Source organism: Butyricimonas sp. RTP31003st1_G1_RTP31003_210430, from assembly GCF_040920905.1.
Taxonomy (GTDB): domain Bacteria; phylum Bacteroidota; class Bacteroidia; order Bacteroidales; family Marinifilaceae; genus Butyricimonas; species Butyricimonas paravirosa.
In genome coordinates this window covers 4280-23922 of the sequence record NZ_JBCOSQ010000016.1, presented here as the reverse complement: position 1 = coordinate 23922, position 19643 = coordinate 4280, and the positions used below count along the sequence as shown (strand labels likewise).

15 protein-coding genes are annotated in these 19643 nt (G+C 43.6%); 12 read left to right on the top strand and 3 right to left on the bottom strand.

Going from position 1 to position 19643, the window contains the following annotated elements; translation table 11 throughout:
• Positions 1–262 precede the first annotated feature (262 nt).
• From AB5542_RS06850 to AB5542_RS06795, 12 genes are all read left to right on the top strand, one after another.
• Positions 263–1204 (top strand): YeiH family protein, encoded by a 942-nt coding sequence (locus AB5542_RS06850; RefSeq protein ID WP_279038839.1) that lies wholly within the window; start codon positions 263–265, stop codon positions 1202–1204.
• Between the two features lie 263 nt (positions 1205–1467).
• On the top strand, positions 1468–2613 hold the full coding sequence (locus tag AB5542_RS06845) for an NEW3 domain-containing protein (protein WP_279038841.1): 1146 nt from the start codon (positions 1468–1470) through the stop codon (positions 2611–2613).
• Between the two features lie 3 nt (positions 2614–2616).
• Positions 2617–3357 carry an ABC transporter ATP-binding protein gene (locus AB5542_RS06840; RefSeq protein WP_279038843.1) on the top strand — a complete coding sequence of 247 codons (741 nt, stop codon included), beginning with the start codon at positions 2617–2619 and terminating at the stop codon, positions 3355–3357.
• Entirely contained in the window at positions 3350–4306 is a 957-nt protein-coding gene (locus AB5542_RS06835; RefSeq protein WP_279038845.1) for an ABC transporter permease, read from the top strand. The genes AB5542_RS06840 and AB5542_RS06835 overlap by 8 nt, the downstream gene beginning before the upstream one ends.
• A 264-nt stretch (positions 4307–4570) precedes the next feature.
• Positions 4571–5239, top strand: coding sequence for a MotA/TolQ/ExbB proton channel family protein (locus tag AB5542_RS06830; protein ID WP_087422529.1), 669 nt, complete (start codon positions 4571–4573; stop codon positions 5237–5239).
• Between the two features lie 17 nt (positions 5240–5256).
• On the top strand, positions 5257–5649 hold the full coding sequence (locus AB5542_RS06825; protein ID WP_027201730.1) for an ExbD/TolR family protein: 393 nt from the start codon (positions 5257–5259) through the stop codon (positions 5647–5649).
• 195 nt (positions 5650–5844) lie between these two features.
• Entirely contained in the window at positions 5845–6501 is a 657-nt protein-coding gene (locus tag AB5542_RS06820) for a DUF4136 domain-containing protein (protein WP_027201729.1), read from the top strand.
• A 41-nt stretch (positions 6502–6542) separates the two neighbouring features.
• A complete protein-coding gene (locus AB5542_RS06815; protein ID WP_087422527.1) occupies positions 6543–7151 on the top strand; it encodes an outer membrane beta-barrel protein in 609 nt (202 codons plus the stop codon).
• A gap of 202 nt (positions 7152–7353) precedes the next feature.
• Entirely contained in the window at positions 7354–8475 is a 1122-nt protein-coding gene (locus AB5542_RS06810; RefSeq protein WP_279038847.1) for an efflux RND transporter periplasmic adaptor subunit, read from the top strand.
• 8 nt (positions 8476–8483) lie between these two features.
• On the top strand, positions 8484–11606 hold the full coding sequence (locus AB5542_RS06805) for an efflux RND transporter permease subunit (protein WP_279038849.1): 3123 nt from the start codon (positions 8484–8486) through the stop codon (positions 11604–11606).
• Positions 11607–11622: 16 nt separating this feature from the next.
• Positions 11623–12930 (top strand): TolC family protein, encoded by a 1308-nt coding sequence (locus tag AB5542_RS06800; protein ID WP_410518809.1) that lies wholly within the window; start codon positions 11623–11625, stop codon positions 12928–12930.
• 83 nt (positions 12931–13013) lie between these two features.
• On the top strand, positions 13014–13916 hold the full coding sequence (locus AB5542_RS06795) for a helix-turn-helix domain-containing protein (protein WP_118260707.1): 903 nt from the start codon (positions 13014–13016) through the stop codon (positions 13914–13916).
• On the opposite strand, the gene AB5542_RS06790 is transcribed toward AB5542_RS06795, so the two are convergent.
• The 3 genes from AB5542_RS06790 to AB5542_RS06780 all read right to left on the bottom strand — a co-directional run bounded on the left by AB5542_RS06790 (position 13917) and on the right by AB5542_RS06780 (position 19471).
• The gene (locus tag AB5542_RS06790) at positions 13917–14651 is read right to left on the bottom strand and encodes a LytR/AlgR family response regulator transcription factor (protein WP_087422521.1); all 735 of its coding nucleotides are present in this window, start codon (positions 14649–14651) and stop codon (positions 13917–13919) included.
• Between the two features lie 153 nt (positions 14652–14804).
• A complete protein-coding gene (locus AB5542_RS06785) occupies positions 14805–16136 on the bottom strand; it encodes a RagB/SusD family nutrient uptake outer membrane protein (protein WP_279038852.1) in 1332 nt (443 codons plus the stop codon).
• 17 nt (positions 16137–16153) lie between these two features.
• Positions 16154–19471, bottom strand: a complete 3318-nt coding sequence (locus AB5542_RS06780) for a SusC/RagA family TonB-linked outer membrane protein (protein ID WP_288215416.1) — start codon at positions 19469–19471, stop codon at positions 16154–16156.
• Positions 19472–19643 lie beyond the last annotated feature (172 nt).

Below are 19643 nucleotides of genomic sequence, written 5' to 3'. Positions count from 1 at the left end.
CAATTATTGTTCATTGTGTCCATTGAGATTGATATGAAACTATTGAAAGAAGCCATATCACGTGCTAATAATTTGATAGATGAGATTATTAATGATGTAGAATGTTCTATTGTGCCAGACTTTCTATGAAACGGATAACTTTCCTATCTCAAATTTGCAAGGACGAATAATATATTACTTTTAGTTATACCATCTGAATATTTCTTATTTCCAAGATTCATATATTTGAGAGAATTTTGCACCGAACAAATAACTAAAGATTATGAGCAAAATTCAACTGAACAAAAATCAAAAGGAAGTACTTTTCATCGTAGCTTTATTTCTTGTACCATTTCTTGATCCGGGCTTTGCCCTTTTACTAGGTCTAATTTTATCGCTGACTATCGGTCACCCGTTCTTGGCAATTAATAGCCGGATCACCCATATACTTCTCCAGATTTCCGTTGTAGGACTAGGTTTCGGCATGAACGTGGAACAAGCCATCGAAGCCGGGAAAACAGGAATCCTGTTCACTATATTTTCCATTGTCGTTACCATCGGTTTGGGATTGTTCTTTACCAGCAAACTAAGAGTCAACCGGGACACCGGATTCCTCGTTTCCGGGGGAACCGCCATCTGCGGGGGAAGTGCCATTGCCGCCTTGGCTCCTGTCATTAAAGCCAAAGACAAGGACATCACCGTGGCCATGGGAACCATTTTCATGCTTAACGCCGTGGCACTATTCATATTCCCAATAATCGGACGCTGGCTGGAAATGGACGATCATCAATTCGGATACTGGTGCGCTATTGCCATCCACGACACGAGTTCCGTGGTCGGTGCAGCCAAAACATACAGCAACGAGGCTTTGGCTATCGCCACCACGACCAAACTGATTCGGGCACTTTGGATCATCCCGATCTCACTGATTGCCGCCTTCTTCTATAATAAAGGAACAAACACTAAATCAAAAATATCCATTCCTTACTTTATTTTCTTCTACATTGTCGCCATGATCATCGCTACCTACACGCCGCAATGGGGACATTTCTACACTCAGATTGTGGGATTCGCTAAAGTCGGAATGTTATTCACGCTATTCCTTATCGGTGCCGGACTCTCTAAAGATACCATCAAACAAGTAGGTTTCAAACCGATCCTGTTAGGCATCATCCTTTGGATTTGCATCAGCACACTATCGGCTAGCGTGATCATGCTACTATGATGGGGGTATAAAGTTCATAAGGTTTATAAGGTTCATAAAGTCAAAGCGTCCTTACAGGACGCTTTGTCTATTGCAGCTAGAACAACCATTAAACACGGTTCGAAGGACTCCCGTCACTTTACAAACCTTATAAACTTTACGAACCTTATGAACCAAAATAATTTTTTTTCAAATCTTTTAAAAATAAGTAATACAGATAGTATATATATTTGGGAACGTATTGAAAATCATATCAAAATTATCTAACGAAAATTTTTATGACAATGCGTGCAAATTATTTTAATCTATTACTGGTACTGCTGATGGGTGTTCTTCCCATACAATTGCAGGCCTCGGAATCCGACAAAAATGTGATTCTGTACACTCCCTACACGAAAATCGCTGTTCCACCGGGAGAATCTGTAAACTACAGTATTGACGTTATCAACAACTACGATGTAGTTAAAAACGTGAACTTATCCGTGAAAGGACTGCCACGAGGCTGGAATTACGAACTAAAGGCCGGCACGTGGACCATCAGTGAACTTGCAGTCCTACCCCACGAGAAAAAGAACGTTTCGTTAAAAGTGGACATCCCGCTAAAAGTCAACAAAGGGACTTACCGTTTCACGGTTGTTGCAGAGGGACTTGGAGAACTCCCCATCGCGATCACGGTCTCCAAACAGGGTACCTACCAAACCGATTTTACCACGAATCAACCCAACATGCAAGGGAACTCCAAATCCTCGTTTACCTTCAATGCCACGCTGAAAAACCAAACGGCAGAACAACAGCTCTACGCGCTGATGGCACAAGCACCCAGAGGCTGGAACGTGGTCTTCAAGGCAAACTACAAGCAAGCCACATCGGCCCAAGTTGAACCGAATGCCACACAGAGCATCACGATTGACATTAACCCTCCGGCCAACGTTGAAGCTGGAAGTTACAAAATTCCGGTACGAGCAACGACAAGCACCACCTCTGCCGAGCTGGAGCTGGAAGTTGTGATCACGGGAACCTACCAGATGGAACTGACAACACCCCGTGGCCTGCTCAGCAGCGAGATCACCGCGGGAGATAACAAGAATATAGATTTAATTGTCCGGAATACCGGATCGGCAGAACTAAAGGACATCCAGCTATCTGCCAACAAACCGGTTGACTGGGAAGTAACCTTCGAACCGGCAAAAATCAATCGCTTGAAAGCAGGTGAAACCGCTAACGTCACGGCCACGGTAAAAGCATCCAAAAAAGCTCTTCCGGGAGATTACGTGACTAAAATATCTGCCAAAACCCCGGAAGTAAACTCCTCGGCAGATTTCAGAATTGCGGTGAGAACACCCATGATCTGGGGTTGGATGGGCGTACTGGTCATCCTTGTCGCCTTGGGATGCGTGTACTACCTGTTCCGCAAATATGGAAGGAGGTAGATCATGAGCGAGCCTATCATCGAACTTCATGAACTGACGAAAAAGTACGGGAAATTCACCGCTGTTGATCACGTAAATCTATCCGTCCGGAAAGGGGAAATATTCGGGATTCTCGGCCCGAACGGGGCCGGTAAATCCACGACAATCCTAATGATGCTCGGATTGACGGATCCGACTTCCGGAACGGTACAGGTCTGCGGGATCAATTCAACCCGGAACCCGATACAGGTACGGGAAAAGGTGGGTTACCTGCCGGAAGACGTCGGATTCTATGATGACATGACAGGTATCGAGAACCTGTTGTACACGGCCCGCCTGAACCGGATCCCGGAAGCGGATGCAAGAACCAAGGCCAAGGAATTGCTCGAACGGGTAGGGCTACCGGTTGACACACAGAAGAGAGCCGGGAAATACTCCCGGGGTATGCGCCAACGTCTCGGACTGGCGGATGTGCTGATCAAGCAACCGGAAGTGATTATCCTTGACGAACCGACATCCGGTATTGACCCGGCAGGGGTTCAGGAATTCATGGATTTGATCCGGCAGTTAAGAGAAGAAAACGGACTGACCGTGCTATTCTCTTCCCATCATCTGGATCAAGTTCAGCAAATCTGTGACCGGGTAGGCCTGTTCGGGGGAGGTAAACTCTTGGCAGAGGTCAACGTCAACGAGTTACAAAACGAGGAACACGGGCTCGAAAATATGTATAACCGTTATTTCGGAGGAGGAAAAAGCCATGAATAAAATACAAAGTCCGTTCTGGGTTATTGTCCGTAAAGAAGTCGCCGACCATGTCAGAAGCTGGAAATTCATTATCCTGATAGCCATTATCGCGCTGACTTGCATGGGTTCCCTCTACACGGCATTAACCAATATCGGAGCAGCCATCAAACCCAATGATCCCGACGGTTCATTTTTGTTTTTGAAACTATTCACCGTATCCGACGGCACCCTGCCCTCGTTCGTGATCTTCATTAACTTTCTCGGACCGTTATTAGGCATCGCGCTCGGGTTTGATGCTATCAATTCCGAACAAAGTAAAGGAACGCTTAGTCGCATCCTGTCCCAACCCATTCATCGGGATTACCTGATCAACGCCAAATTCGTGGGAGCCTTGATCGTTATCGGGAGCATGTTACTAGCCCTGGCACTTCTGGTTATGGGATTCGGGCTAATAGCGATAGGAATACCGCCGACAGCGGAAGAGTTTTTACGCATTATAGCCTTTGTGGTGGTTAGTATTATTTACGTGGCCTTCTGGCTGAACTTATCCATTTTCTTTTCGATAAAGTTCAAGCAAGCCGCCACCTCGGCTCTGGCATGCGTGGCCGTATGGTTATTCTTCAGCGTCTTTTACAACATGATTATCAACTTGGTCGGTAAAGCCATCAGTCCCTCGGCCATGGCTAGCGCCTACCAAGTCATCAGTTATCAGAAATTCATGCTCAACCTGTTACGCTTTGCCCCGAGCATGCTCTTCAACGAGGCAACCACGACACTACTGATGCCCTCGGTTCGTAGCTTGGGCCCCTTGACCATGGAACAAGTTCATGGGGCAATCCCCAGCCCGCTACCACTGGGACAAAGTTTAATGGTTGTCTGGCCGCAACTCTCGGGACTGATTGCTGCCACCGTCATCTGTTTCGCACTCTCGTATGGTTCTTTCATGAGAAAGGAGATCAGATCCCGATAAAAAAGAGGTGTGTCAAAGGATTTTTGACACACCTCTAGTTTGTAAAGTTATAAAGTTGAACCTTCGGTTCTAAAAGTTCATAACGTCCGTTAACTTTAGCGGTTAGCTTTGTCGACGGCAGCCAGAGCTGCCGCTAAACATTGTTCGAAGGCCTCTATTAACTTTACAAACCTTATGAACTTTATAGACTTTACAAACTTTCTCCCCTCGAATTTGTGAATTCGTAAAAACCACATTATCTTCGCACGACTATAAAAAACGAGTATGATTAAAACTTTTATACTGGCAGTTCAAACTGCACCTACAAACAATGCTGGAATGAATCTATGGGATATGGTCGTGATGGGCGGCTGGTTGATGATCCCCATATTTATATTGTCTGTTATCATTATCTACATTGCTTGCGAAAGATTCTGGCTTATCCGCAAAACAGGGCTAACGGATGTCCCTTTCATGGAAAAAATACAAGAAACCTTGAAAACCGGAAACACACGTGTCGCACTCGAAGAATGTGAAAAAGAAGGCTCTCCACTGGCACACACTATCGCCAAGGGGATCAAAATAAGCAACGAAGACCCGCAAGAAATTCGCCAGGCCATGGAAGACACGGCCAATTACGAGGTCGCCAACTTGGAACGAGGTCTTCCGACCTTAGCCACTTGTGCCGGAACCGCTCCCATGATCGGATTCTTGGGAACCGTGGTCGGGATGGTACAATCTTTTTACGATATGTCCATGGCCGGAAACAGCATCGACATCGGCCTTCTCTCCCGGGGTATCTACACCGCCATGATCACCACCGTGGCCGGGCTGATCGTCGGAATCATCGGTCAATTGGCTTACAACTTTCTGGTTGCCCGTGTTGACAAAATCGTTTTCCGCATGGAACACTACTCCTCTGAACTTATCGAATACCTCCGTCCCAAAAAATAATTTTCAATTATTTCGTCATGGCAATAAAACGTAAAAGCAAGATCAACCCGAATTTCAACATGTCGTCCATGACCGACATATTCTTCCTATTGTTGCTATTCTTCATGATATCCTCGACGTTGATTAATCCCAACGCATTGAAATTATTATTACCCAAAAGCACGAATCAAACTTCGGACAAACCTGTCACGGTCGTGTCTATCGACAAAAACTACACGTTCTACCTGAACGAAAAAGTAATCCCTTTCTCCATGCTAGAGCGCCGACTCGTGGAAGAACTACGGGAATTGGAAGATCCGTGTATCTCTCTTCAAGCAGATAAATCTGTTCCCTTGGAACAAATCGTGAAAGTGATGAATATCGCCAAAGATCACAACTACCGCCTTATCCTAAGCACGGAACCCGAATAGCCTCTAAAAATTCATACTACCGGATTAACACAGAACAGGTTCACGAAAAAAAATAATCGTGTAGCTGAAACCTATCGTCCAAGTCGGCGTATACAACCTCACAAGTGAGCAAAACTTGACATTCATCGCTTGTAATGATTATCTCGTTGTAGATAAATATATTAGCAACAATTGTTAAACTAAAACTAACACAGTATGAAACGTTTATTATTTTTATCATTCATCGGGCTGTTTGCACAGTTTCTGGTATCATGCTATCCCGGAGGCGCTGACAACGTGGAGGAGATGGACGTTGCCATAACGAATTATGACAAAAATGCGGACTTCACCAAGTACACCACATTCTCGCTCCCCGACACTATTGTTTATTTCGTGGCAAAAGGAGAAACTCCGAACCACGAATTCGATGCCCAAATCTTACAACTGGTAAAAGACAATTTTACCCAACTCGGATACTCGTACATCGAACCGACTAGCGAGGAGGATCAACAACCGAGTTTCATTGTCACCGTATCAGCTTTCTCTAACGTGAACTACTATTATGGCTCTGACTACTGGTATAACTACTGGGGTTGGTATCCGGGCTGGAACTGGATCTGGGGTCCGACATGGGGTCCGGGTTGGGGTCCTTCATACCCGTGGTACCCGGTAACGGTATACTCTTACAGAAGTGGTTCCATCGTGATTGACATGATCGCAACCAACCAAGAAGCCAGCTCAACCAAGAAAGTTCCTGTACTCTGGAGCGGTATCGCCGACGGTTTGCTACAAGGATCAAAACAATCTATTATTGACAGAATGGAAACAACGATTGACCAGTGTTTCATCCAGTCACCATACTTGAAAAAATAGTAGGATAGATCATTAATTGTCAATTTTAAATTTAAACGATTATGAGAAAGTTATTAATTATATCGCTCATACTATTCGGGCTTAGCCCATTAGTAAAAGGACAAATGCTGAACTTAAACTACCAGATGTCTGTTCCACTTGGAAAAATGAATGACTATGCCGGCAAAATGAGTTTCCGGGGTATGGATCTTGAATACCATCATTTCCTAAACGAGAAATTCTCTATCGGGGGTATGATCGGTTGGAACACGTTCTACAAGGACAAAGGTAAATTAACGGGAGACTTCCTGTTCAAAGGCAGTAAAGATATACACACGATCACCGGTTATCAATACCGTTACATCAACACGGTACCCATCATGGTGATGGGACGTTACTGGCTGACAGATCAAAACACCATGTTCAGACCTTACCTAGGACTCGGACTAGGTACCAGTTGGACAGAACTAAAAACCGATCTGGGACAATTCACTGCCACGAACGCAAGATGGCAATTCGCTTTCGCACCCGAAATAGGTACCATTATCCCCGTCAATGACCAATTTGCATTCAACATTGGGGCTAAATACACCTACGGAACCAAATCCGGGAAAGTGGAAGCCATGCAAAACTTCACGATCAGTGTCGGTATCGTCTTTATGGGAAATTAAACAGGTTAAACAACTAGGTAATCAATAGGGGAATGGAGCCGTGGCAATGTCACGGCTCCATTTACTTTAATCTCCATTTTCCTGACAATAAAAAAGTGTTTCGTTTTGAACCAAACCCGTGCGGGTATGGCTATGGACAAAATAAGTTCTATTAGCTTATTTTACACCAATTATTTGGAATACACACAAAACGAAAAAGGATATGAGAATTAAAGAAAATTATTATTTGGTATTAATCGGATTCGTGCTAATGATTTCTTCCTGCAAGAACGAGACATCGCAACCGATAAACAAGGAGTACGCAACCCTTGTCGTAAAAGACAGTAGTAAAACCCTATCAACATCCTACTCCGCAACGATCCGGGGAAAACAAGATGTCAGTATTTATGCAGAAATATCGGGCAAAATCACCGATATTAAAGTCACGGAAGGACAAAGGGTCAAGAAAGGACAGATTCTATTCGTTATAGACCAGGTACCCTATAATGCAGCCCTGGGAGTGGCAGAAGCCAATTACGCGGCAGCAAAAGTCGGGGTCGCCTCCGCCCGTTTAGACTATGACAACACGAAGGAGTTATACGACAACCAAGTTGTATCCGATTATGAACTCCAAACGGCCTTAAACCAGTTACACACGGCAGAGGCAACTCTGGCACAAATGGAGGCATCCCGCATCAACGCGGCAAACAACCTTTCCTACACGGAAATCAAAAGTCCATCAGACGGGGTGATCGGTACGATTCCCTATCGCCAGGGAACACTCGTTAGTTCAACGATGTCCGAACCGTTAACAACCGTGTCCGACAACTCAGAAATGTACGTATATTTTTCCATCAACGAAAACAACCTGCTTAACATGGCACGGGAGTACGGAACTCTGGAAAAAGCTCTGGAACAAATGCCCGATATTCAACTCAAATTGAGCGACGGAACCCTGTACAACCAAACCGGACGGGTGGCCAGTATCAGCGGTGTCATCAACGAGAACACGGGAACGGCATCCCTACGGGCAGTCTTCCCCAACCCGGACCGACTTCTTCATAGCGGGGCAAACGGGAGCGTGGTTATCCCCGAAACTTACACCGATATTATTCTAATTCCACAAGAAGCGACCTTCGAGTTACAAGACAAGGTTTTCGTTTACAAGATTATTGACGGCAAAACCAAGTCAACACAAATTACCGTTTCTTCCACCAATGACGGTAAAGAATACATCGTACTCGACGGGTTAAAAGTCGGGGATGAAATTATTGCATCCGGTGCCGGACTGCTCAAAGATGGAGTCCAAGTGAAAAGTGTAAACACCACGTCTCCTGAAAAATAAAAGAAGCCATGAAAGAAAATAGATTTATACAACGCCCCGTACTGGCTATTTGTATATCCATAGCCATCGTATTCTTGGGGTTACTGGCATTGCAATCCCTGTCTGTAGAAAAGTTCCCGGACATCGCTCCGCCTACAGTTCATGTCTCCGCATCCTACATGGGGGCAAGCGCGGAAACCGTCCAGAAAGCCGTGATCGTCCCCCTGGAAGAAACGATCAACGGGGTAGAAAACATGACCTACATGGAATCCTCCGCATCATCAGGTTCCGCCAGTATCAACATTTACTTCAAACAAGGAACAGATCCCGATCAGGCAGCCGTGAACGTGCAGAACCGGGTATCGGAAGCACAAGGACAACTACCGAGTGAAGTCACCAAAGTAGGTATCACGGTCGGGAAGAGACAGATCAGTACTCTTGCCATTCTAGGTATATACAGCCCGGACGACTCATTCGACGAGTCATTCATTACAAACTACATCAATATCAATATTGCTCCACAGATACAGCGTATCGAAGGCGTCGGGGAAGTCCGAAGCATGGGAGCCACGTACAGTATACGAATCTGGTTAAACCCGGAAACGATGGCCCACTACAAACTTGTCCCGGCAGACATCACGACCGTGCTGGATGAACAGAACATTGAAGCCTCAATGGGTTCTTTCGGAGAAAACTCTGACAATGTATTCACGTACACGCTGAAATACAGGGGACGTTACCAGACCCCGGAAGAATTCGGTGAACTGGTGGTACGTTCCACCGCAGACGGAGAAGTCCTAAGGTTAAAAGATGTCGCCGAAATCGAATTGGGAGACCAGAGTTACAGTTATGCCGGAGGGATCAGCGGACACCACGGAGTGACCATGATGATCAACCAGACTGCCGGTTCCAACGCCACGGAAATCAACTCTCAAATAGAAACATTACTGGAAGAATTATCAGAATCGTTCCCCGCGGGACTTGATTACCTATATCTCCAGAATACCAATGATTTCCTTTTTGCCTCTATCGGTGAAGTTGTCAAAACATTGCTGGAAGCCATTGTTCTCGTCGTACTGGTAGTATTTTTCTTCCTTCACGACTATAAACTAACCTTAATACCCACACTTTCACTCCTCGTATCCCTTATCGGAACTTTTGCTTTCATCTACTTGATGGGATTCAGCTTGAACCTACTCACGTTGTTTGCCCTGGTACTGGTGATCGGAACAGTTGTCGACGACGCCATTGTCGTCGTTGAGGCCGTACAGACTCAAATGGATTCGGGAGAAACAAACTCTGCCACTGCAACAAGTCACGCCATGCATGACATCACGGCAGCAGTCATCACGTCCACGATCGTATTCATGGCTGTATTCATCCCCGTATCCTTCATAAGCGGGACAAGCGGAACATTCTACAAACAATTCGGTCTGACAATGGCCGTTGCCGTTGCAATCTCTGCCGTCAACGCCCTGTCATTAAGTCCGGCACTAAGCGCACTATTACTTCAACGGAAATCCAAAGACCGCAAACTGACCACCCTCGTCAAAAAAGCATACAGTATTTCCTATCTGGCACTGTACAACAAATACCAATCCGGATTGCGCCTCATGTTTAAACGGAAATGGATTGCCGGAATAGCACTCGCTTGTTCCATTGTCCTTGCCGTTCTCCTGATGAATAACACGAAAACCGGTTTAATTCCCGATGAAGACACGGGTACCTTGTTCGTTTCCGTCAGCACCGCACCCGGAAGTAATATGCAATTCACGATAGGGGTCATGGACCAGATTGAAAAGATTGTTCTGTCCTATCCCGAGATAAAAGCCTATTCCAGAGTAGTAGGCCATAGCATGACAGGTGGTTCCGGTTCATCCAGCGGGATGCTTATTATCCAGCTCAAGGATTGGTCCGAACGGAAAGGTGACGAACATTCCTCCACGGCAATCATGAATCGACTCAACCGGGATATGCAACAAGTTACAGAGGCCTCGGTCTTCGTCATGGCTCCAAGTATGATTGACGGATACGGTACGGGAAATGCCGTGGAACTCTACCTGCAGGACAAGAAAGGCGGGGAAATTAATGATTTCTATGATGTTGCCCAAAACTTTCTCAGCGCACTGAACCAACGCCCGGAAGTCATGTCCGCTTTCAGCTCCTTCAGAGTGGATTACGTACAATACGTGGTGGACGTGGATGCAGCAAAATGTAAGCGGGCCGGGATCTCCCCCTCCGATATACTGGATGTCATTTCCGGGTACTACGGTGGAATCTATGCCTCCAACATCATTCGCTTCTCAAAAGTATACCGGGTCATCATCCAAGCCAGCCCGGAATATCGGCTGGACACACATTCCCTAGACAACATCTATTTCAAAAACGGGGATGAAATGGCCCCGGTCAGCCAATATGTAACACTAACCAAAACCTCCGGTCCGGAAAGTCTGAGCCGTTTTAACCTGTTCAACTGTATCTCGGCCAACGTAACCATGGCCAACGGATACAGTTCAGGAGACATCATCAACGCCATCAAAGAAGTGGCACAAAATACATTGCCGGAAGGATACGGCTACGAGTTCGGAAGTTCCTCCCGTGAACAAAGCCAATCAGATAATACAGTATTTATCCTTATCGTTTGTGTAGTATTCATCTATCTGTTACTTTGTTCTCTCTACGAGAGTTTCTTTGTCCCGTTTGCCGTTATCCTCTCCGTGCCTTTCGGAATCCTGGGATGTTTCATCGCGGCACAGGTATTCGATGTCGAAAACAACATTTACCTGCAAACAGGTATGATCATGATCATCGGTCTGCTGGCAAAAACAGCCATCTTGATCACGGAATATGCAGCCCAGCGTCGACAAACCGGAATGAGTATTGAAGATGCGGCATTCGACGCTGCCAAAGTCCGCCTGCGTCCCATCTTGATGACCGTACTTACCATGATCTTCGGTATGTTGCCCCTGCTCTACGCCAGTGGTGCGGGAGCTAATGGGAATCGTACTTTGGGAGCCGGAGTTGTCGGGGGCATGATCATCGGAACAATAGCCTTGCTATTCATCGTTCCTCCCCTTTTCATCATCATGCAAAGACTTCAGGAAAAATACGGTTTTATCATTCACAAAAAGAAAGAAGAACGTTATGAATAAAATAATTATTTACAAGATACATCGCACCATCGTTTCATGTATTTTCATACTCACGATGGGGAGCTGCGGCATATACGAGACATTCCAAACGCCTCGCTACGATATAACAGACAAGGCCTACGGGGACATCATTTCCCCGGATACTGCCTCAACAGGAAATATACACTGGCAAACCTTTTTTCAAGATGAAAAACTACACGCTTTGATAAGAACCGCCTTAAAGAATAATGCCGATATGCAAAGCGCAATCTTGAAAATTCAGGTAGCACAAGCCTCTCTCAAAGCATCAAAATTGGCATTTCTCCCCTCGTTCAACGTTTCACCCAGTGCAGATTTCGATGGTTCCTGGGACGTTCAATTACCTGTAAATGCAAGTTGGGAAGTCGACTTGTTCGGGAACCTGCGTAACGCCAAGAAAAGAAAACAGGCGGCTTACCTCCAATCAGGAGCTTACATGCAAGCTGTACGCTCGCAATTGATTGCCACGGTAGCCTCCACCTATTACACCTTGTTATCCCTCGATGCACAATACAAAATCTACGAGGTAACAGAACAGAGTTGGAAACAAAACGTGGAAGTCACCCGCCGGTTGATGAAAGCCGGGAAATACAATGCCGCCTCACTTTCACAAACAGAGGCAAATTATTACAATGTATGTAATAACCTGATCGATATCCAACAAGAGATTCAACAAACGGAAAATCAACTTTGCGCCTTACTCGGGGAAACACCCCACCCGATCGAGCGAGGAGAACTCGCTGACTGGTTGGCTCCAGAGGTGATTCATGTGGGAGTACCACTTCATGTTCTCTCCAATCGTCCGGACGTAAAACAAGCCGAGTACACTTTGGCTCAGGCATTTTATGCCACGAACGAGGCTCGTGCAGCCTTCTACCCCGCTTTGACCATATCGGGAAACTACGAATTCCGACACTCGCTATACGATATTGTCGGGTCGCTCGTACAGCCCCTATTCCATAGAGGGACACTAAAAGCCAATCTTGACATTGCCAAAGCCGAACAGAAAGAAGCCGATATATCTTTCCGTCAAACAATCATTGAAGCCGGCATCGAAGTGAACGACGCCTTGGTTGCCGTGAAAAGCGCACGGGAAAAAGCAGAAAATTACTCAAAACAAGTAAAACATCTACAAGATGCGGTGAAAAGCACCCAGTTACTCATGAAACACGGGTCGACCACTTACCTGGAAGTGTTGACAGCCCAACAAACCTTGTTGGAAGCACAAGTAAATCAAGTGACCAACCACTTGACGGAAATTTCCAACACGATTACGCTCTATCAGGCTCTCGGAGGAGGGAGATAGTTTCATAGATTGAAATACGGATCGAATCATTTTTTTGTATTCATCCGTATTTCTTATTTTTGTACTATAAATTAAACAAGGATATGGCAAACATCGACATTCTTTCTTCCCTGATAACCAACAAACAAGTCGAACAAGAGGTATTGTTCGCTGAATTACAAGCCGATAGTTTCGACCACACCGTCCTGCAGCAATTCCCACCCATATCCAACATCATTATAAACATTGTCATTTTAAAAGGAACGCTTCAAATTGTCATTGATAACATCCGGCATAAATGTACCCCTTCAAACAATAATATCGTCAACATTAAACCGGTGAACACCATCACCCAGATGACACCGGGTAACGACTTTAAAGGACACATCATCATCCTGCCCAAATCATTCATGGACAGAGCAGATCACGGGGTCAAACCGATCCCCTTCCGGGATGTCCTTTCCATGCGTTTTCAACACACGATCACAATCCCCAAGGCCGGAATCGAAATTTTGGCAGACTATTTCCGTCTCATCGTGGAAAACTCGCAAACCAATGAAAGCCCGTTAAACCGAAGTATCTTCGAACATGCAGTTTTACTGTATCATTTAAAGGTTGCACAAATGATCTTCGCGGAGATGGAAAAACAACAGAAAAAAGGATTAATCTCTCGCTCTTCATTACTCTGCAATCAATTTACCCAGCTTCTCACGCAACATATAGAAGAAGAGCACGAAGTTTTGTTCTACGCAGACAAACTGAACATCACCCCTCATTACCTCACAAAAATAACACATAAATATATCGGATTTGCGGCAAATAAAGTGATCGCCAATGAACTAATCACCCAAGCCTCACTACTACTCCGGAATCCGGATTACACGTTGCAACAGATTGCCGACCGCCTTCACTTCTGCGATCAATCCTCGTTCGGAAAATTCTTTAAAAAACATACAGGAAAAACTCCCGCTACTTACCGGGCTGATACCAACATTCCGATAGAATAATTACTGATTCAGCCATTGCTTGAACTCTTGAATCCTCTCGGAACTCACGATTGCCTCAATTCCGGCAGGAGGTGCCGGGGTTAACACGATCTTGATTCTACTGTTGGAATATTTCACCATCTCCTTGATCGAATTATAGCTGATAATAAATTTCCTGTTGATCTTGAAAAACTGTGCCGGATTCAATTTCGTCTCTATACCACTGATCGTTTGATCCAAGATATAATTTTGCCCGTCACGGGTGAAAAGTACCAGATATTTCCCATCCGCCATGAAATAGGCAACATCCCCCACCGTCACGGATTTCATCTTCGTCCCCACGGTAACCAGGAAACGCTCCTGATACACGGTCAACGATGCCACGGGGAAAGGAGCATTTACCGGGGAAAGAGATTCCAGTTTATTCAATGCTTGCTGTAATTCCTCTTTATCAAAAGGCTTTAATATATAATCAATCCCCTGATATTTGAATGCCTTGAGCGCATATTCATCATAAGCCGTGATAAAAATAACCGGTACCGTGATCTCCACCTGCTCAAAAATATCAAAACTCTGCCCGTCCCCCAGATGAATATCCATGAAAATCACATCGGCTTTATTCTTCTTCAACCATTTCACGCTCTCGCTCACCGAATCCAGTTTCGTCAATATCGTGATCTCCGGGGCTACCTCTCCCAACAGCCGTTCCAACTCTGCCGCTGCAAGATATTCATCTTCAATTATAATTGCATTCATAGGCTATTTTTATCAATACTTTCTCCGGATTCTTTCATCCATCGTTTCTGTATTCACAAAAATAACGAAAATAATTCATGTAGCAATAAAAACAGCCGTGGGGAACCACCCCCACGGCCTTCCAACTACTAGATCAACCTAGTAACATACAAATTAATTGTGCAAATTCGGATTAGATTCCGTTGCTACAGTTGGGAACGGAATAACATAACCGACGCCTCCTGAACCCAACGTAATCGTCGAAGTATTACCACTTGGATTAGGTTTCACGATTTCCGGTTGAGTTGTACGTCTCAAATCAAACCAACGATGTCCTTCTATAACAAATTCCCGGGCTCTTTCATCTGCAACTTCTTCCAACAATTGCTGTTGATTCATAGAATTTATTTCTACAGATTTCTCGGCATACAATTCCGGGGTTAAACGTTTCTCCATTAATGCTTTCAAGCGATTTTTTGCCAAATCCAATTTACCATCCACATGAGCTGCAGCCTCTGCTGAGATCAAATAAATTTCAGCTCCCCGGAAAGAAACCTTCAAATTATCCCCGTTTCCTTTCACTAATTTATAATATTCTCCGTCTTTTACAAAGAATTTAGCTGGACGTAAATCTCCATCTTTATATTTACTCATATACTCCGGAAGCACGTACAAGTCACGCACATCACTACTACCCACAATCTTTTCCAAATTCATCAAAGATTCTTTAGAAGATGTCACGTAAGGCAAAGTTGCTTGAGGATCATTAAAATCTTCCAATACACACGTAGGAATCAATTCCTCTGCCAAACTTAATGCCTGTTCCCACTCCGAACGATACAAACGAATACGAGCTTCTAAAGCTAAAGCAGTCTTTTTAGAAAAACGATATTTCGTTCCTTCCGGTTGTTCTTCCACTTTCCACAAACTTTTTGCCTCTTCAATATCACTCAAAATTTGTTCATACACTTTCTCAACTGTCGAAGGAACATAACGTTGCTCAATATCAATTGAGGTTGCAACAGGTATCCCCCTATCAGAACTAGCAGTATTCGCATTATAAGTTTTAGCATACAAATTCAACAATTCAAAATGCATGAAAGCCCGTAATGTTAACGCTTCTGCCATTACCTGTTCACGAGAATCATCTTGCGTGTCAATTTCAGCACTCATCACATCTGCAATCACACTATTCGCATAAAAAATCGTTTTATACAGATCTCCCCATGGATAACTTACCAAAGAGTTCGATGCGTTATCGTTCCATAGAGCAATATTGATGTAACTAGAATACGTCTGTCCACTAGATACAGGAAACAACTCATCAGATCTAACTGACAACAAATACTTATAAGCTGGAACTGTCGTGTAAGCAGATGTAACCAATGCTCTAAATTCAGTCACCTTCTCTGGTATCACCTTTCCCGCAGGAGTTATGTCCAAATAATTACAAGAAGACAGAACTACCACAGAACATATCGAATATATTACATTTTTAATTTTCATGTTTACCGTGTTTTAAATTAGAACGTTAAATCTATTCCACAAGAGAATGTTCTAGGCAGAGGTTGCGTATAAACATTTCCCCAAGTTTCCGGATCAAAATACCCTTTGTAACTAGAAGCGATCACGAACGGATTTCTTGCTTCTACACTAATGCGGGCTACACCAAAGCCTAACTTCTTAAGAACATTATCAGGTAAAGAATAACCTAAACGAATACTATTAACTCGCAAGTAACTCATATCCTTAAACCAGTAATCATAGTTTTTAAATCCGGCATTCGTGTCATCCATCCACGTGTAAATAAAATCATTATCTGAATCCATCCAATATGAATGGTTCATGATTCTTGGATATATTCCATTGGGATTAGAAGGAGACCAGATATCCGCAACTCTCTTCGAATAGTTCGTACCCGGAGACATGCCAGAAGGAGAATAGAAGGGAGTTTCCTGCATTGTCTGATCTATTACGAAACTTGTACTAATCGTCAAATCAAAATTCTTATAATAGAATTTATTTATAAAACCTCCTGTAAACTTAGGTTCTGTCGTTCCCGCATAAGTAAACAATTTACTATACTCCTCGTTTGTTAAAGTACTTGTAGGAAGTCCTTCCGAACTATAATCCAAAGCAAAGAAATCCTTTAATGACACTTTTTGTCCATCTTTCCAGAACATTTGGTATCCATTCTCATCCACTCCTGCTGTATTCAATTTGAATAAAGCACCGACAGAATATCCTTGTAATGAAGGCATCCGCTCATTTTCCCGTATTGTAATTCGATCCACGTTACTCTTGTTATGAGCGATATTGAAATCCATTGCCCAACGGAAATTTTGAGTTCGAACATTTACCGTAGATATTGTAAACTCAAATCCTTTATTTGTAACCTGAGCCCAGTTCATCGAGGTAAAATCAAAACCATTCTCCAAAGGTAAGGAACGTACTCCAATCAAATCTTTACTCTTACGATAATACCCATCAATACTGAAGGTGATTCTATTATTCAACACCCCCATATCAACACCTAAGTTCCAGTTTGAGGTTTTTTCCCAACGCAATTTCTGATTAGGTGGAGAGGTCACGGTAATAGTAGGTTCACTTGAATCCCCAAGACCAGAGGTTTCTCCCCAAGTACCAACTATATAAGGAGATGTATTTTTATCCACATTACCTTGCAATCCGTAAGAAAGTCTCAACTTCAAACTAGACACCCATTCAGCATTATCCATAAATCTTTCTTGATCCACATTCCATGCTGCAGACAGAGCCCACAAAGGTAAATATTTATATTTATCTGAAACACCAAACAGATTCGATCCATCAAAACGCATACTTCCAAATACGGTATACCGATTGTCGTAACTATAAGATGCTGTCATATAATAAGACAAGTAACGATTTTCATATTCCGTTCTTTTATACTGCTGATATAGGGTGCTCGAAGAGTAGTCACTCCCATCAGGGAAGTTAAGCGGTTTCGTCGTTAAGGCTTTAGAATCATACCCAAATCCTTTTGTGTGAATCTGAGTTGATTTATTACCCCGCATTTCATAACCAACCATCACGTTTACAGCATGTTTATCTGCAAAAACATTATTAAACTCACCCTGCAATCTCCATTGATATTGCGACATATCATCTGTCCAGTTCTGAATAATTCCACCTTCCGGAATCCAATAACCATCTTTAAATGAATAGGCTGTTTCCCTATATTTACGTACATAATAGGTATCCTTATCCGCAAACTTCTCTGTTTGAGAATTTTCTATTTGCAATCCTAATAATGTAGATAACTTTAACCACGTGAACGGCTTGTACTCCAATGAAATCAATGGCTTTACGGCTAAATTTTTCAAAGAATAATCCGTATTCTCCCGCTCTTCTACCATATTAAATGGTACATATCTCTCTCCTGCCAAACCGGTAACACCTTCTATATCTGGGTCATATATATACATTCCATTTTCATCCTTTACTTCTAAATAAGGATTAACGGTTCTGGTATAATTAGCAGGATTCGTGAAACCACCCAAGTCTGTAATATAACTTTTACGCGTACTCTGTGCCAAGAATAAAGATAAACTCACTTGAAGGTTGTCACGTAAATCTATATCTGTCTTCAATGTTCCGTTAAAACGTTCGAAACTCGTACCAATTGTCGAACCTTGTTCATTGTAATAACCCGCAGAAGCAAAATAACGTGCTCTTTCGGATCCACCTGTCACACTCAAATTATACTGTTGATTCACAGCTGTTTGATACATTTCATCCCCCCAATCGACATTTTTTTTCCGCAACGTATTAATTTCATCCTGCGCCTCTTGGGAAATTGCATTAAAACCACCTTCACGATACGTATCCCATTGACCGTAATTATTTAAAATACGAGCAACTCCCCCCTTCAAAGATTTTTCCATATCAGGATAATCAATACTTGCCATGTTTAGCTCGAAATCAACTTTCTCAGAAGAATTCATGTAATTCAACTTTCCTAAATCGGGCTTTACAGTCACGAACATTGCCGCAGATGCATTCACCCGCATTTTACCAGCTTTCCCTTTCTTCGTCGTTATAACAATAACACCATTTGCAGCACGAGCACCATAAATTGCAGTTGCAGCAGCATCTTTCAAAATAGTAATATTTTCAATATCAGCGGGATTCACGCCAGCGATTGAAGTATTATACAAATTATCAATATTATCCTTGTCGCTGAAATTTGTTGGAATATCGTTTCCTTCCAAAATCATTCCATCCAAAACCCAAAGCGGGTCGGTCCCTCCACTTAATGATACCGTACTCCGAATACGCATCTTACTCGGTGCTCCTGGCGCTCCATTTGTTGGTATTGCAGTCATACCAGCAACTTGTCCTTCTAATAATTGATCAATACTGGCAACACCGATCCGTTTAATATCATCCATTTTTACGGTTTGAATCGCAGAAGTTACCTTACGTTTTTCAATAGGTTGGTAACCCGTCACCACCACCTCGGTCAACTGCTCCTGGTCCGGTTGCAACATAACCTTAAATTCCGTGGTCTTCGTCACGTCCAGTTTCGCATTTTTATAACCGACAAAACTAACCACCACATATTTCACCGCTTTCGGCACTTTCAATTCAAACTTTCCGTCAAAATCAGTAATCGTTCCCTTCGGGCCGAGATTCTTAGCCTCTGCCGCATCCGGGTCTATCATTACCGTAGCTCCAATCAAAGTCTCGTTCGTCACGGAGTCCATCACGACTCCTTTGATCGTACGATAGTCGCTCTCGCTTTGGGCAAACAGCCAAAGCGGACACAATAACGCAATTAATAATAAACTTTTCTTCATGCTAACTTATTTAATTTGTATGTTATAAGGTGTAAAATCATCACATATTCAACGCCTCTTTCACCCGAATAATCAAATCCTCGTAATGATTACGAGTTTCTACATTACCCGTGTTTCGTTTATTTTCCGCTAATTTTAAAATTTTCAACAATTCGCCTCTCTTCACCGATAC